Source organism: Nocardia transvalensis (assembly GCF_015477765.1).
In the GTDB taxonomy this organism is placed as follows: Bacteria; Actinomycetota; Actinomycetes; order Mycobacteriales; family Mycobacteriaceae; genus Nocardia; species Nocardia transvalensis_A.
Genome location: NZ_JADLQQ010000003.1, coordinates 478,490 through 493,144 on the forward strand (window position 1 = coordinate 478,490; position 14,655 = coordinate 493,144).

15 protein-coding genes are annotated in these 14,655 nt (G+C 67.5%); 7 read left to right on the top strand and 8 right to left on the bottom strand.

Annotation, left to right across the window (positions count from 1 at the left end; genetic code table 11):
- Positions 1-17 precede the first annotated feature (17 nt).
- Positions 18-1,355, top strand: a complete 1,338-nt coding sequence (locus tag IU452_RS10280) for a hypothetical protein (RefSeq protein WP_324192556.1) — start codon at positions 18-20, stop codon at positions 1,353-1,355.
- Between the two features lies 1 nt (position 1,356).
- Here the strand turns inward: IU452_RS10280 and IU452_RS10285 are convergent, their stop codons facing one another.
- On the bottom strand, positions 1,357-1,893 hold the full coding sequence (locus IU452_RS10285) for a CGNR zinc finger domain-containing protein (protein ID WP_195108718.1): 537 nt from the start codon (positions 1,891-1,893) through the stop codon (positions 1,357-1,359).
- Between the two features lie 83 nt (positions 1,894-1,976).
- On the opposite strand from IU452_RS10285, the gene IU452_RS10290 reads away from it, so the two are divergent.
- Positions 1,977-2,912 carry a DMT family transporter gene (locus IU452_RS10290; protein ID WP_324192536.1) on the top strand — a complete coding sequence of 312 codons (936 nt, stop codon included), beginning with the start codon at positions 1,977-1,979 and terminating at the stop codon, positions 2,910-2,912.
- 69 nt (positions 2,913-2,981) lie between these two features.
- Here the strand turns inward: IU452_RS10290 and IU452_RS10295 are convergent, their stop codons facing one another.
- Positions 2,982-3,362: a MerR family transcriptional regulator gene (locus IU452_RS10295; RefSeq protein ID WP_195108719.1), complete on the bottom strand. Its 381-nt coding sequence runs from the start codon at positions 3,360-3,362 to the stop codon at positions 2,982-2,984.
- 49 nt (positions 3,363-3,411) lie between these two features.
- On the opposite strand from IU452_RS10295, the gene IU452_RS10300 reads away from it, so the two are divergent.
- The 3 genes from IU452_RS10300 (at position 3,412) to IU452_RS10310 (ending at position 5,909) form a co-directional block, all read left to right on the top strand.
- The gene (locus tag IU452_RS10300; RefSeq protein WP_195108720.1) at positions 3,412-4,551 is read left to right on the top strand and encodes an alkene reductase; all 1,140 of its coding nucleotides are present in this window, start codon (positions 3,412-3,414) and stop codon (positions 4,549-4,551) included.
- A 94-nt stretch (positions 4,552-4,645) separates the two neighbouring features.
- The gene (locus tag IU452_RS10305) at positions 4,646-5,437 is read left to right on the top strand and encodes a DUF2637 domain-containing protein (RefSeq protein ID WP_267467517.1); all 792 of its coding nucleotides are present in this window, start codon (positions 4,646-4,648) and stop codon (positions 5,435-5,437) included.
- 43 nt (positions 5,438-5,480) lie between these two features.
- On the top strand, positions 5,481-5,909 hold the full coding sequence (locus IU452_RS10310; protein ID WP_195108722.1) for a hypothetical protein: 429 nt from the start codon (positions 5,481-5,483) through the stop codon (positions 5,907-5,909).
- Positions 5,910-5,915: 6 nt separating this feature from the next.
- Here the strand turns inward: IU452_RS10310 and IU452_RS10315 are convergent, their stop codons facing one another.
- The 4 genes from IU452_RS10315 to IU452_RS10330 form a co-directional block, all read right to left on the bottom strand.
- The gene (locus IU452_RS10315; RefSeq protein WP_195108723.1) at positions 5,916-6,668 is read right to left on the bottom strand and encodes an isocitrate lyase/PEP mutase family protein; all 753 of its coding nucleotides are present in this window, start codon (positions 6,666-6,668) and stop codon (positions 5,916-5,918) included.
- A gap of 41 nt (positions 6,669-6,709) precedes the next feature.
- Positions 6,710-8,437: a glycosyltransferase family 87 protein gene (locus IU452_RS10320; RefSeq protein WP_416382297.1), complete on the bottom strand. Its 1,728-nt coding sequence runs from the start codon at positions 8,435-8,437 to the stop codon at positions 6,710-6,712.
- A gap of 11 nt (positions 8,438-8,448) precedes the next feature.
- Complete coding sequence (locus IU452_RS10325) at positions 8,449-11,085, bottom strand: transglycosylase domain-containing protein (RefSeq protein ID WP_416382307.1); 2,637 nt, start codon at positions 11,083-11,085, stop codon at positions 8,449-8,451.
- Positions 11,086-11,296: 211 nt separating this feature from the next.
- Positions 11,297-11,707, bottom strand: coding sequence for a DUF5318 domain-containing protein (locus IU452_RS10330; RefSeq protein ID WP_195108725.1), 411 nt, complete (start codon positions 11,705-11,707; stop codon positions 11,297-11,299).
- A 183-nt stretch (positions 11,708-11,890) separates the two neighbouring features.
- Between IU452_RS10330 and IU452_RS10335 the strand changes: the two genes are divergently transcribed.
- Both IU452_RS10335 and IU452_RS10340 read left to right on the top strand, forming a co-directional pair.
- A complete protein-coding gene (locus IU452_RS10335; protein ID WP_195108726.1) occupies positions 11,891-12,448 on the top strand; it encodes a PadR family transcriptional regulator in 558 nt (185 codons plus the stop codon).
- Positions 12,441-13,538 carry an inositol-3-phosphate synthase gene (locus IU452_RS10340; RefSeq protein WP_195108727.1) on the top strand — a complete coding sequence of 366 codons (1,098 nt, stop codon included), beginning with the start codon at positions 12,441-12,443 and terminating at the stop codon, positions 13,536-13,538. The genes IU452_RS10335 and IU452_RS10340 overlap by 8 nt, the downstream gene beginning before the upstream one ends.
- A 75-nt stretch (positions 13,539-13,613) precedes the next feature.
- On the opposite strand, the gene IU452_RS10345 is transcribed toward IU452_RS10340, so the two are convergent.
- Together IU452_RS10345 and IU452_RS10350 are read right to left on the bottom strand one after the other, a co-directional pair.
- On the bottom strand, positions 13,614-14,039 hold the full coding sequence (locus IU452_RS10345) for a GyrI-like domain-containing protein (RefSeq protein WP_195108728.1): 426 nt from the start codon (positions 14,037-14,039) through the stop codon (positions 13,614-13,616).
- Positions 14,040-14,048: 9 nt separating this feature from the next.
- A complete protein-coding gene (locus IU452_RS10350; RefSeq protein ID WP_195108729.1) occupies positions 14,049-14,519 on the bottom strand; it encodes a GyrI-like domain-containing protein in 471 nt (156 codons plus the stop codon).
- Positions 14,520-14,655 lie beyond the last annotated feature (136 nt).

The window sequence follows — 14,655 nt, forward strand, 5'->3', positions numbered from 1 at the left end:
CCGGCACACCGCGACCGGTGGGCCGGGTCGCGGCGGCGAGTGCGCTGCTGCTGTGCGGGGTGACGCTGGTGTTCGCCTATCTCAACAAGGCGCGCTGCGCCGGAGGGCCGTTCACCGAGGACGGCCGGAGCGAACTGTTCGACCGCGTCAAGGACTCCGATGTCTGTTATTCCGACATCCAGTTCCTGTGGCTCGGCCGCGATATCAACGAGCACGTCTTCCCCTACATCAGCGGCGGCATCACACCCGACGGCACGCTGACCGGCGGCGCCGTGGAATATCCGGTGCTCAGCGGGCTGCTGATGTGGCTCGGGGCGGCGGGTGCGGACAACGACGCCGCGTTCCTGTTGCACTCGGCGCTGCTGCTGGCGCCGTTCGCCCTGCTGACGGCGTGGATGCTGGGCCGGCTGTCGGGGTCGGCCGCGCTGCTGTGGTCGGTGGGTCCGCCGCTGGTGCTCTACGCCTTCCACAACTGGGAACTGCCCGTGGTGTGCACGGCGGTGGCGGCCGTGTACGTGGTCACCGTGCCGACCCGATATTCCTTGCGGGCCAGAGCGATCGCGGCCGCGGTGCTGCTGGGGATCGGCTTCTGCCTGAAGCTGTATCCGGGCATCTTCGTCCTCCCGCTGGCGCTGTATGTGCTGGTCCGGGCGGGCCATGGCGATGATCGGCGGCGCTACGACGTGCGCGGGGCGCTGGCCGTGGTGGGTGCGGCCGTGGCCACGGTGGTGGCGATCAATCTGCCGTTCGCGCTGGCCGGTTACGACGGCTGGCGGGCCTCCATCACGTTCCAGCAGTTGCGGCAGGCCGATATCACCACCAACTCGATTTGGTACTGGGGTCTTCGGCCGATGTTCGGCGACACCCCGGGGGCCGAGGAGTCGTTCCAGGACGTGGTGTCGACGGCCTCGCCCCTGCTGGTGGTGCTCGCCTTCGCCGTGGCCGTGTGGCTCGGGTGGAAGCGGTATACGAACGGCGGCCCGTTCCCGTGGGTCGGGGTCAGCGCCTCGATGCTGTGTGGATTCCTGTTGTTCCACAAGGTGCATTCACCCCAATACACGCTGTGGCTGATTCCGTTCCTGGTGCTGCTCGAGGTGCCGTGGTCGGCGATCGGACTGTATCTGCTGGCCGATGCCGCCATCGGCGTCGGCGTGTTCCGCTACTTCTATGCGCTGGGCAGCGGTGCGCCCGCGGAGCTCGACGAGCACGTCGTGCAGTTCGGGGTGTGGGGTCGCGCGATTCTGCTGGTGCTGTTCTTCTTCCTGTTCCCGCGTGCCGAGATGCGCGGGCAGCGCAAGGAGCCGCCGCCCGTTCCCCGGTACGAACCGGGCGAATTGGTCTCGGCGGCGCACTGATTCACTTCGTGCGCCGGGCGCGGAATGCCGCACTCTTGGCGCGGTTGCCGCAGCGCGTCATATCGCACCAGCGCCGCGAGCCGGCGCGGGAGGTGTCGACGTAGAGGCGGGTGCAGACGCCCTGTTCACACTCCTTGATCCGCGTGCGGTCCGGGCCGCCGAGCAGTTCGACCGCGGCGCGGGCGATGGCCGCCAGCGCGGCGCCCACGTCGCCGGTGCGTCGTACCGTCGCGTCGGCCTCCAGCATCACACTCGGCGGATCGCCCGCGGCGAACTCGTTGATCAGTGCCCGGTCGTCCGCGTCGTACGGCTGACCGTGCCGGGCGGCCGAGGCCAGTCGGTAGGCGGCCTCGCGGAGCTCGACGGCGCGGCGCAGGGTCGTCGTATCGCAGTCGGGCTCGGCGTCGAGTAGTCCGGCGGCGACCAGCCACCGGGCCAGATCCTGCGGGGTGACCAGCCGTTCCCTGCTCTCGGTGGTGCGCGTGTGGAGCGTGCCCGCGAAGTCCAGGGCGAGGTTCCCGCTGACGAAGGTGAACATCCTCCCATAGTAACCGGCTTGACAGGTTATCGACGTCGATGCCACGGTGATAACCGTTCTAGGTGGTTAGTTACGGAGGGTGTGTGAAGACTCGAGTGCTGGACGTGGCCGCGCCGACGGCGTTCGTCCTGATGTGGAGCAGTGCTTTCGTCGTCGGGATCATCGGCGTGGGCGCCGCCCCTCCGCTGCTGGTGTTGTTCGCCCGGTTCGGACTCGCCGGTGTGGCACTGACGCTGTACGCCTTGGCGGTGCGTGCCGCCTGGCCGCGCGGTGCGCAGTTGGGTCACACGGTGGTGGTCGGCCTGCTGATGCAGCTGATTCAATTCGCCGCGTTCTACACGGCCATGGCCGATCATGTGTCCGCCGCGGTGATTTCCCTTGTGCAAGGGCTGAATCCGGTGGTGATCGCGCTGTTCGCCGGTCGCGTGCTCGGGGAGGTCGTGACCCCGCGGCAATGGCTGGGATTCGGGATCGGCGGTGTCGGAGTCGGCTTGGCCGTGGCCGATCAAACGGCGTTCTCGGTGGCCGGACTGGTGTTCTGCGTCATCGGTCTGCTGGGGTTGAGCCTGGGGACGGTGTATCAGAAGCGATTCACCCCCACTGTCGATTCACGGTCGGCGACGGCGGTGCACGTGCTGGTCAGTACGCCCTTCGCGGGCGTAATGGCCTTGGCGCACCACGATTTTCACGTCGAGCATCCAGGCCGCTTGGCCGCCGCACTGCTGTGGATGGTGCTGGTGAATTCGATGGGCGCATTCCTGCTGTTGAATTCGATGCTGGGGCGCTGGGACACCACCCGGGTGGGCAAGCTGTTCTTCGCCATCCCCGCGGTGACCGCCGTGATGGCCTGGCTGGTGATCGATCAGCCCTTGCGGCCGTTGACGATTGCCGGGCTCGGTGTGGGCGTGCTCGGGATGGTGCTCGCGTCCCGGCGTGCCGCCCACGGCGAGCCGACCACGTCGCTGGGCGAGGGTCCCGGCGAGCCCGCGAAGGCCAGAGTCCCGGTGGCCGCGCGCTGACCGTCCGGCACGCAAAAGGCGGCATTCCGGATCGCCGCCGATCCGCACCCGGGTCGGCGGCGAGGCATGTCACCGTTCCCCGTGCGCGAAATCCTCACCGTGTGCCGCGCGAATCACCCCGTCCAGCACCTCGCGCGTGCGGTGCAGATCCTTGATGGAGGCATCGATCCGATCGCGTTCGGCCTCGAGCGTTTCGGTCAGCAGGGTCGTCGCGAGGGCGTTCGGAGTGCCGTCGGAGTCGTGGATGCACGGCAGCAATTGGGCAACGGTGCGGCTGTGCAGCCCGGCGGCGAACATCTCCTGGATGCGAATCACCCGATCCACGGCCGCTTCCGGATACTCGCGCTGTCCGCCCGACGTGCGGGTGGACGCCAGCAGTCCCTGACTCTCGTAGTAGCGCAGCGACCGGACGCTCACTCCGGTGCGTTTCGCCAGCTCACCGATGCGCACGGTTTCGCTCCTTGCACCTGACATTGATGTCAGGTTCTACGGTACGCCCATGTTGCTGCTGACCGAATATCGCACTCGTCACCTCGACCTCCCCAATCGGGTGGTGATGGCGCCGATGACCCGCCTGCGCTCGCTGTCGGACGGCTCGCCCACCGCGGACGTCGCCGACTACTATGCCCAGCGGGTCGCGGCGGGACTCATTGTCTCCGAAGGCATCTGGCCGCACACCACCGGACAGAGCGAAGCCTGGGTGCCCGGCCTGCAGACGGCGGCCCACGTGGCCGCCTGGCGTCGGGTCACCGATGCGGTGCATGCCGCCGGTGGGCGAATCTTCGCGCAGCTCATGCACGGTGGCCGCAAGGGACACCCGCTGGCCCGCATCGACGGCACGCTGCCCGCGGGCCCCTCGGCGGTCTCCGATGGTGACGTATTGCATTTGCTCGACGGCGGTAAAGCGGCGTCGCTCACTCCGCGCGCGATGACCGGTGCCGACATCGGCGCCGCGGTCGAACACTATGCGGCCGCCGCGGCCAATGCGCTGTCCGCCGGTTTCGACGGTGTCGAAATCCACGGCGCCAACAGTTATCTGATTCACCAATTCCTCGCCGACAACACCAACCTGCGCACCGACGAATTCGGCGGATCGATCGAGAATCGGATGCGTTTCCCGCTCGCGGTCGTCGATGCCGTTGCCGCCGTGGCCGGTTCGCATCGAACCGCCATCCGGCTGTCTCCCGGCAATCCGCAATTCGGTATGCGCGAGGACGATCCGGCGCCGCTGTACCGCGCGCTCGTCGCGGAATTGGACGGCCGCGAGCTGGCCTATCTGCACCTGACCGACAACGATGCCTATCCGGCACTGGCCGATCTGCGCCCGCGCTGGCGCGGCACGCTGATTGCGAACGTCGGGGAGAATCGGGAGCCGACCTCCGCGGCCGCCGCCGAACGGGCGCTGCGCGAGGGATACGCCGATCTGGTGTCGTTCGGGCGCGCTTTCATCGCCAATCCCGATCTGGTGCACCGAATCACGAACGATCTTCCGCTCGCCGCTATTCGCAACGACGTCCTTTACGGCCGGACCGCGACCGGCTATACGGATTACCCGTCCTGGAGTGCGATCCCGGAAGCGGCAAGTTCCGTCTTCCGAAGTGGCGCCAGCAACGTTGACCGACGAGTAGCAACTTCGTAGCGATACATCGGGATTTTGAGCCGAACACGAAACGAAGAACACAAAACGACAGGATCGTGAGAATTGGGGCAGCCAGCCGCTACGCTCCCCCTCTATGACCCCGATCTCATCGGAGGCATCGGTCGATGCCGACGCTCACGAGCCCGAGCGACGGCATCGACCTGCCTGGAAACAGCGGTTGATCTCCTTCAGGCCCGGGCCGTTGCACGCGTCGGCAATCGTTTCCTGCGTGGTGGCATACAAATCTTTCGAGATGTCGTACGCCGCACTGCACGACCTCGCGGTGCGCAATCTCGTGGCGCCGCAGCTGGCCGCCAATGTTCCCATAGTGACCGATGGGCTAATGGTCGGATCCATCATCGCCACCGCCTCCTTCCGCAAAGGCGGGTTGGGTTGGTGGTACGCAACGGGCTTGTTCGTGTTGTCGACTCTGCTGTCGGTGGCGGGAAATATCGAATATGCCCGAGAGATCGGTGGCGACATCGTGTCGGTGAGCATCTACGCCGGCATGCCCATGACAATGATGTTCGCCGTGCACCTCACGCTGATGCTGTGGAATCGGCGGCAGGATCGCAAGCCGCGCACCGTCGCCCAGGAACTCCCCGAGCCCGTCCGGGCCCATGAAACCGCGCAGAACCACGAGTCCGCCGAGACCTGCGAGACGACACGGCATCTCGACACCGAGCCGATCCATGCATTCGGCGAACCGGACTCGGACGACTTGCCCGTGCCGGATATGTTCGACATGTCCGATCTTCCGACCGAGCCGGAGCGCAAACCCTTTCTCGGTCCATTCATTGCCGCCCCGCTCACCGAGCCCCGCCGCTACCCGCCCGCGGCGACGGTGGACAACCGTAGCCTCGTGCACACGAGCGCACCGCTGTAGTACCCGTCCAGTCCTTCCGAATTCTCATCGAGGGAGCCGACTCATGTCGTCAAACGTTGGGCAGTACCAGGATATGGGGCAATATCGCGAATTGGCAGGCCGATTGGCGTCGATCATGCAATCCGGTCCCGAACGAGCCGGGGCGCTCAATCAGTTCATCGAGGCGGTGTCGAATCCGCAGATGTTCACCGATATGTTGATCGCCTACGCCGGGCGCTGGTTCAACGAGACCGGCGGGGCGTCGGTACTTCTCGGCCCGGAGATGTTCTGGGCGCTGTCGGCACCGGATGCGCCGGTCGGCAATTCCCTTGCCGCCGAGATGGCGACCTATGCCGAGGGCAGCATCAGCGGCGGCGAGCGCAATCGCAAGATGCTGCTGATCTGCCTGCTCGAACATCTCGCCCAGAATCAGTGGCAGGCCGCCACGGCCGGTCTCGCCGAACCGCGGATCAGTACCAACGGGTTGGTCTGAGCCGTCTCAGTGCCAGCGTTCCAGCAGCCGATTCGCCTCGGCCGCCAGCGCTCGCTGCAAAAAGGGGCCGAAACTGACGCGGGCGACACCTAGTTCGGCGAACCAGGCGCGGCCGCCGCTGTCGGGCGGGGCGATGGCATTGACCGGCAGCGGCAGTTCCGTGCACAGCCGACGCAGGATGTCGGCGTCGCGCGTGCCGACCGGATACAACACGTCGGCACCGGCCTCGGCGGCCAGGAGCAGGCGGGCGATGACACGCTCGACGCGGTCGGCGGCATCCCCGTCCTGGCGCAGGAAAAGGTCGGTGCGGGCGTTGATCACCACATGCACACCACTGCTGTCGGCGGCCCGGCGTAGCTCGCCGACGAATTCGGCATGCTCCTGCGGCTCGCGCAGCCGTCCGCCCTCGCTGTGGACGGTGTCCTCGATATTGAGTCCGATCGCGCCTGCCTCGAGCAGACCGTCGATCAGCTGCGCGGGCTTCAACCCGTAACCGGATTCGATATCCACCGAGACGGGAACGTCGACGGCCGAGGTGATTTCGCGAACACGGGCCATCGCCTCCGCGTAGGTCATCCCCTCCCGATCGGATTTGCCCAGCGAATCGGCCAGCGGATGGCTGCCCACCGTGAGACCCGAGAACCCGGCCTCCTGGGCCAGTTTCGCCGACCATGCGTCCCAGACCGTCGGCAGGATCACGGGATCCCCGGGTCGGTGCAGGCTCAGGAAGGTGGTTGCCTTCTCGCTCAGCGTGCTCATGGCTCGATCCTTCCGTACGGGACCGCTCCCGCGCCAGGGTGTTATTGCGGGGCCGGGACGTGCGAGTGGGTGACGGTCACCGGCGCCAGCCGCGGCCGCAGCGCCGCGGGTAGCCACGGCAGCAGGGGATCGGCCGCCCGGTCCAGGATGCCGCCCACCGGATCGTCGACGCCGTCGCGGCGCACCGGATCCTCGGTGGGGCGGTAGATCTGCCGCACGATCAGCACGCACAAGCCGATCACCGCGAGATCGCGCAGGACGACGGCGCCGGTGAACCACTGCTCCGGCACGCCCTTGCGGTCGGTGCCCAGGTAGTAGTACATCCGCGGGAACCACACCAGCGCGTCGATCGTCATCCACGCCAACAGGATTCGCCGATGCGGCAGCGCCAGCACCGCCAGCGGGACCAACCACAGCGAATACTGCGGGCTCCACACCTTGTTGGTGAGCAGGAAGGCCGCCACGACCAGGAAGGCCAACTGTGCCAACCGCGGCCGCCGCGGTGCGGTCAAGCCGATGTAACCGATCGCCGCGCAGGCGCCGGCGAACAGCAGCAGCGAGACCAGATTCAGGACCGTGGGCGTCTCCGACGAGGCCAGCGGGCCGTCGAAACCCTGCCAGCCGGTGAACGAGGTGATCACGTTGTAGAGCGAATCCGGGTCGGCGTGGCGTTCGGTGTTGAGGCGGAAGAACTCCCGCCACCCGTCGGTGAACGGCACCGCGATCGGCAGATTGACCAGCAGCCAGGTGAACGCCGCGGACGCGACGGCGACCCCGGCCGCCCGCAGCGGGCGGATCCGCGCGCCGTCCAGATACTCGCGCACCGCCTGCAGCGGACCGGTTCCCCGGTGGCGCAGATGTTCCCACAGCGCGGGCAGTCGCTGACGGCTGTCGGCGCGCAGGCACAGCACCACGATCGGGCCCAGCAACAGCAACGGATACAGCTTCGCCGCCCCGCCCAGGCCGAGCAGCACCCCCGCCAGCACCGGCCGCCGCCGCGACCAGGCCAGCAGCCCGGTGGCGGCGAAGGCCGTTGCCAAGGCATCGAAATTGGTGAACACGTGCACCAGCACCAGCGGCGACAGCGCCACCAGCGCCGCATCCCAGACGCGTCGGCCCGACAGCCGCGCCGACGCCCAGACCGTCACGAGCCAGGCCATCGCCAGGCCCACCACCGCGACGTTGAAATACACCACCACCGGAAGCGCACCGGGCAGGCGCAGGGCCTGCCACGCATTGGACACTTCCATCGACAGCCACTGGTACAGGCCCGACAACACCGGATATTCCATGTAGCGGGTCTGCGGTCGGCCGTCCGAGCCGAAGTCGGTCCACTGCTTCTTGTACGGGAACGCGCCCTCGTCGAGATGTTCGGCGCCGTAGAGCGGGACTGTGTCCGAGTAGCACATGGCCACGTATTGGCGGCCGTTGTTCCAGTCCAGCGTGAGACGGCCCTGGCCGTCGGTGGTCTGCTGGATGCAGCCGGCCTTCCCGGCCCAGCCGAGCGCGAGAAATACCACGGCGAAGGCCAGCATCACGCGCAGCGGCGTCCAGAACCGGCTGCGGCCGATCAGGGCGTGATCACCGACCGGCCCGCCCACGATCGTGGCCGCCTGGGAGGTCAGCGAATCGGTGCGACTGGGCTTGTCGCGCCAGTCCGCCGAGCGCAGATCCGGTGCCAACGGCGCCGGGGACGTGGGCCGGGCCTCCCCTGCCGATAGCGGGTCGTCCCCGGCTGCCGCGGGTGTCACCAGTTGCTGCTCGATCACGACATCTGAGGCTACCGGCGCCCGGAGTCGTATCCGTTCCCGGCGGTCGGTCGCGAATTACCGCCGGTACCACCGGATTCCGCCGTCGTCGGGGACGAGCCGTCGGACGGGGCGACCGGCTGGCCGGGCAGCGGGCCGGGGCCCTGCTGCTGCTGTTGCTGCTGCGGCGCTCGCTGCTGCGACTGCGGGTTGGGCACGATGCCCGGTACCGGGATCCGGACGCCCGGCAGCACCTCGACCTCGCTGGGTGTCACCACGACCGGCGGCTGGTACTGCTCCTGGGTCGTCGACGGCGGGGTGTAGGCCGCGGTCCACGACGGCACGCCGGCCTGGCCGCGGATCGGCTTGGGCGGTGGGAACTTCTCGACGGGCGTGCCCTTGAGCGCGCCGTCCATGGTGTCCTTCCAGATATCCGACGGCAGGCCCGAGCCGTAGATCATGCCGCCGCCGGCATTGCGCAGCTTCTCACCCTGCTCGGTGCCGACCCACACCGCGGTCGACAGCGACGGGGTGAAGCCCACCATCCAGGCGTCGCGGTTCTCTTCGGTATCACCCAGCTGTGCGGTACCGGTCTTGGTGGCGGATTCGCGGCCACCGGCCAGCCCGTGCTGGCGCGAGTACTGCGCGATCGGCTTCATCGCATCGATCAGGTTGCTGGTGATGGCGTCCGAGACGCGTTGCTCACCGGCGACGTCACCGCGGTCCAGCAGCACCTGCCCGTCGGCGGTGACCACCTTCTGCACGAAGTGCGGCTTGTGGTAGACGCCGTTGGCGGCGATGGTGGCGTAGGCCGAGGCCATATCCAGCGGCCGCACCTGGTACTGGCCCAGGATGATGCCGTTGTTCGGCGGCCCGCCGTCCGGCTCGACCAGCGACTTGCCCACGCCCGGAATGTTTTCCGGAATGCCCATCTTGTGCGCCATCTCGGCGATCTTCGACGGGCCGGACGGGCCCATATCCATCTCCATGCGGTAGAAGCTGGTGTTGAGCGATCGCTTGAGCGCCTCGGCGATGGTGCAATTACCGCAGGTCTCGTTGGCCACGTTGGTGATCTCGAAGCCGTGGTTCTGCGAGGCGGGGATCGGCCCGCTGTCGTACATCGTCGACAGCGGCTTGCCCATCTCCAGGTTCTGCGCCAGACCGAACACCTTGAACGACGAGCCGGGCATCAGGCCCGCATTGGCGAAGTCGAAACCTTGGCCGTTCTCACCGCCGTAGTAGGCCTTGACCGCACCGGTCTTCGGATCCACCGACACCGCCGCGGTTCGCAGATTCTCCGGCTCGCCCTTCATGTTCTTGTTGACGGCATCGACCATGGCCTGCTGGGCCTTCTGATCGATGGTGGTGGTGATCTGCAGGCCCTCCTTGTTGATCTGGGTCTCGGAGATGCCGGCGTCGGTCAGCTCCCGCATCACCTGCCGCTTGATCAGGCCCTCCGGACCCGAGCCGGCCGAATCGGGACCGGTTGCGCTGGACGGCTGCACCTTCGGGTACACCATCTTCGCCCGATCGGCGGAGGACAGATTGCCCATCTGGACCATGCCGTCGAGCACGTAATTCCAGCGCTGCTCCGCGCCTTTCGGGTTGTTCTCCGGATCCAAGCCGTAGGGCTGGTTGATCACGGCGGCGAGGACCGCGCCCTCCTCGACGGTCAGATCCTGGACCTTCTTGTCGAAGTAGGCATGCGCGGCGGCATCGATGCCGAAGACGCCGCGGCCGAACGGAATGACATTCAGGTAGGCGGTGAGGATGTCGTCCTTGCTCCACTGCCGCGCCATCTTCGCCGCGATCACCAGCTCGCGCATCTTGCGGCTGAGCGAGTGCTGATTGCCGACCATCGCGTTCTTCACGTACTGCTGGGTGATCGTCGAACCACCGCCGGCGGTCTCCTTGCCCATCAGGTTGTCGCGCAGCGCGCGGGCGAAACCGGAGACGGAGAAGCCCGGGTTGGTGTAGAACGAGCGGTCCTCGGCCGCGATCACGGCATTGCGCACATGCGGCGGGATGTCGTTGATCGTCACGTCGGTCCGGTTGCCCTGCGGCGGAACGATCTTGCTGATGACCGATTCGCCGTCGGAGGCGAGGATGGTCGCGACCTGATTGGTTTTGAGATCGCCCGGTTGGGGTACCGACACGGTGGTGTAGGCGACCAGGAAGGTCGCACTGGGCACCACGATTGCCAATGCCACCAACACGTACAGCACCCGGCGCACGATGCGCCACGGCGATTTCTTCTTCTTGGCCTGTGGACGACGACCACCGGGTCCGCCCGAACCGCCGCCACCGCCGCCCCGCCGCGGCGGGGGGCCCGACGGGGGAGTCGTCCCGCCGACCGTGCGGCGGCTGCCGGTGTTCGGACCGGTCGAGCCGTTGCCCTCGCCTGCCGGACGCGGGCGCGTCGCCGTACCGCCGCGCTGCGCGCCCGCCTCACCCAGCGATCCGGCCGCCAGTTTCTGTGTGCCCTGGGGGCCGGTCGGCGCACCGGGGCGCTGCGGCGGCGGGCCGGGGCGACGCGGTGGCTGACCGTTGGGCCCGCGCGGCGGCTGGCCGGCCGGGCCGCGCGGCGGTTGGCCGCCCGGAGTCTGTGCGCCCGGGCCGCCCCGGCGTGGACCGGCGCCGGGTGGCGGACCTTGACGGAGCGGTGGCAGTGGCCGTGCGCCCGGAGGTGGTCCGGCGGGACGTGGCGGCGGATAGCCACCCGGCCCCGGTTGCGGGCCGCGCGGACGGCGGCCGCCGTTCGGTCCATCGTCGTAGGGCGAAGTCACAGCCTGGATCTCCATAACTCGAAACGGTCCGGATGCGGTCACACGACCGCGCGGGCACGCCGGTGCTCCGCATGTCAGTGGGCGGCGAGCCCCCTCACTCGGCCGCAGTCCGGCGGGTGCCGGTGCGGCGACGCGTGGGCGTCGGAGCGCGACCGAGCACATAGGACTGCACCAGGTGATTCCAACTGCAGGTCCGGCACACCTCCACGACGTGCACCGTGAACTCCTCGCGAGTTTCCGCCAGCCGGATCAGCTCCTCGGGCGTGCGGGCCGATCCCGCCATCGGCCCCAGCCCCTCGCCGTAGACCCACGATACGAGAGTGAGCTGCTCTTTTCGGCAGATAGGGCATGTGACCTCGCTCCCCCGCCCATGAAATTTGGCCGCCCGCAGCAGATACGGATTCGCATCGCATACCTCGGCGACATCCACCCGGCCCGCATACACGTCGGCCAGCAGTGACCGGCGCCGAAGCGCATAGTCCACTACCTGCCGCTGAATTCGCACGACAACCAGAGTAGCGGGGACGACCGACTACCGCTGCCGCGCTGTGGGCCGTCGTTGCGGTCCCGTGGCGGCGGGCCAGGGGTGTGCACCGCGACGCTGTCGACGCAGATATATCAGTCCGATATAGTTTGTCACTGCATCCATCGGTTAGGTCTGCAGATAACAGTCAGGAGGTGAGGCCCGATGCTCGAGCTGGCGATTCTCGGGCTGCTCCTGGAGTCGCCCATGCACGGCTACGAGCTGCGTAAGCGGCTGACGGGCCTGCTGGGGCCGTTCCGGGCCTTCTCCTACGGATCGCTGTATCCGACTCTGCGGCGCATGCAGGCCGACGGCCTGATCGCCGAGGAGAGCCCGGCGGGCGCGGTCACGCGACGCGCGCGGCGGGTCTACCAATTGACCGAGGCGGGGCGGGAGCGGTTCAACGAACTGCTCGCCGACACCGGCCCGCAGAACTACACCGATGACGGCTTCGGCGTTCATCTCGCCTTCTTCAGCCGCACTCCCGCCGAGGCGCGGATGCGGATTCTCGAGGGCAGACGGCGGCAGGTCGAAGAGCGCCGAGAAGGACTGCGGGAGGCGATCAAACGGGCCAGCGGGACCCTGGATCGCTACACCCGCCAGCTCCATCAGCTCGGTCTCGAATCCAGCGAGCGCGAAGTGCGCTGGCTCAACGAGTTGATTGCAGCGGAGCAATCACTGAAGGCGGCACCACAGAAAGAGGGAAAAAACGGCCATGAGTGATGTCAACACAGCTGAACACGCCACCGAGATTCGCGTGGCCATCGTGGGTGTGGGCAACTGCGCGTCCTCGTTGGTCCAGGGTGTGCAGTACTACAAGGATGCGGACGAGTCCGCGACTGTCCCCGGCCTCATGCACGTCAAGTTCGGTCCCTACCACGTCCGCGATGTGAAGTTCGTCGCCGCGTTCGACGTCGACGCCAAGAAGGTCGGATTCGAACTGTCGGATGCGATCTTCGCCAGCGAGAACAACACCATCAAGATCTCCGATGTGCCGCCGAGCGGCGTCACCGTGCTGCGTGGCCCGACGCTCGACGGTATCGGCAAGTACTACGCGGAAACCATCGAGCTGTCCGACGCCGAGCCCGTCGATGTGGTGCAGGCGCTGAAGGACGCGAAGGTCGACGTGCTGGTGTCCTACCTGCCGGTGGGCTCGGAGGAGGCCGACAAGTTCTACGCGCAGTGCGCCATCGATGCGGGTGTGGCCTTCGTCAACGCGCTGCCGGTGTTCATCGCCTCGGATCCGGTGTGGGCGAAGAAGTTCACCGACGCCGGTGTGCCGATCGTCGGTGACGACATCAAGAGCCAGGTCGGCGCGACCATCACCCACCGCGTGATGGCCAAGCTGTTCGAGGACCGCGGCGTGCAGCTGGATCGCACCATGCAGCTGAACGTCGGCGGCAACATGGACTTCAAGAACATGCTCGAGCGCGACCGGCTGGAGTCGAAGAAGATCTCGAAGACCCAGGCCGTCACCAGCAACATCAAGAAGGAGCTGGGCGCCAAGGACGTGCACATCGGCCCGTCCGACCACGTCGGCTGGCTCGACGACCGCAAGTGGGCCTACGTGCGCCTCGAGGGCCGCGCCTTCGGTGACGTGCCGCTGAACCTGGAGTACAAGCTCGAGGTGTGGGACTCGCCGAACTCGGCCGGCATCATCATCGACGCCATCCGCGCGGCCAAGATCGCCAAGGACCGCGGCCTCGGCGGCCCGATCATCCCGGCCTCGGCCTACCTGATGAAGTCCCCGCCGCAGCAGCTCGCCGACGATGTCGCCCGCACGCAGCTGGAGGAGTTCATCCAGGGCGCGTAATGCCTTACGCATCAAGGAGATAGGGCCGACGGGATCTGCTCCCGTCGGCCCTTCGTCCGTCCGGGACGACGACGGTCAGTCGAGGGAGACGTATACCTCGACCGACGTCGGACCCGTGTAGCGCTCGAGCTCCGCGGTGTGCGAGCGGGTGATGGTTCCCGCGTTCTCCGCCTTGGCCACCTTTGCCCAGGCGGTGCGCAGCAGGTCGTAGGGCTTGTCGGAGACGACGAATTTGGCGTAGCGCCCGGGCGGGATCCGGGTGAGCACGTCGCCGACATCGAGGTCGTCCAACGAGCGCAGCTCATAGCCCAGTACCGCCACGGCATGGTCGTTCTGGCCGATATAGGCCGCCACCCGCGGCACGTTCTTCTCCCGCGCCAGGTAGCGGTCCCAGGTGAAGTTCACCAGGTCGAGGTCACGCGCGGTGACCTCGCGCCCTGCCAGCGGGACGGTCAGCCCGCCGACGAGGCTGCCGTCCAAGGTGACGATTTCGAAGTCCACGGTTGTCCCCTACCTGTCGCCCTCGCCGGTCGTGCCCTCGTCGGTCAGCGCGACGAACACCTCGGCCGTATGCCCGTCCGGATAGTGTTCGAAATCGCCGGTATAGGCCCGCACCAGCGCGCCGGCCGCCTCCAGATCCCACACCGCGCGCCAGATCGACACGATGGTGTCGCCGAGGTTGTCACCGCTGCGGATGAACCGGGCGAACCGGCCACCGGGCACGCGCGCGAGCACGTCCCCCGGCAGCAGATCGTCCAGGCTCTCGCAGCGGTAGCCGACGATATGGGTCAGATACGAGCCGATTTCCGGCGCATGGTCCACATATGCGGTCGCGGGCGGTCCGGGCAGACTGCGCGAAAGGTTGCGCTTCCAGGCCTCCTCCACCTTCACCCGGCGCGGTCCCTCGACCGCCAGCGCCGGGCTGCGTAGCACCGTCCCCGCCACCAGCGTCTCGTGGCGCTCAACGACATTGAAATCCACCGGTGTCGCCCCTATGTCTTGTGTTGTGTGGTGGTCCGCCCGGCTTCCGTCGGTGCGGTAGACCACCCTGCTCTCAGCCCTGCTCCCGGTCGTACCCGATCCCGGCCCGCTGCCGCTCGCGTCTGCAGCCAGCGTA

Excerpts from the sequence above, each read along its gene's own strand:
- IU452_RS10305 (WP_267467517.1), top strand. The coding sequence starts at position 4,646 with ATGACCCCGATCTCATCGGAGGCATCGGTCGATGCCGACGCTCACGAG.
- IU452_RS10340 (WP_195108727.1), top strand. The coding sequence starts at position 12,441 with ATGAGTGATGTCAACACAGCTGAACACGCCACCGAGATTCGCGTGGCC.
- IU452_RS10335 (WP_195108726.1), top strand. The coding sequence starts at position 11,891 with ATGCTCGAGCTGGCGATTCTCGGGCTGCTCCTGGAGTCGCCCATGCAC.
- IU452_RS10310 (WP_195108722.1), top strand. The coding sequence starts at position 5,481 with ATGTCGTCAAACGTTGGGCAGTACCAGGATATGGGGCAATATCGCGAA.
- IU452_RS10315 (WP_195108723.1), bottom strand. The coding sequence starts at position 6,668 with ATGAGCACGCTGAGCGAGAAGGCAACCACCTTCCTGAGCCTGCACCGA.
- IU452_RS10300 (WP_195108720.1), top strand. The coding sequence starts at position 3,412 with ATGTTGCTGCTGACCGAATATCGCACTCGTCACCTCGACCTCCCCAAT.
- IU452_RS10285 (WP_195108718.1), bottom strand. The coding sequence starts at position 1,893 with ATGTTCACCTTCGTCAGCGGGAACCTCGCCCTGGACTTCGCGGGCACG.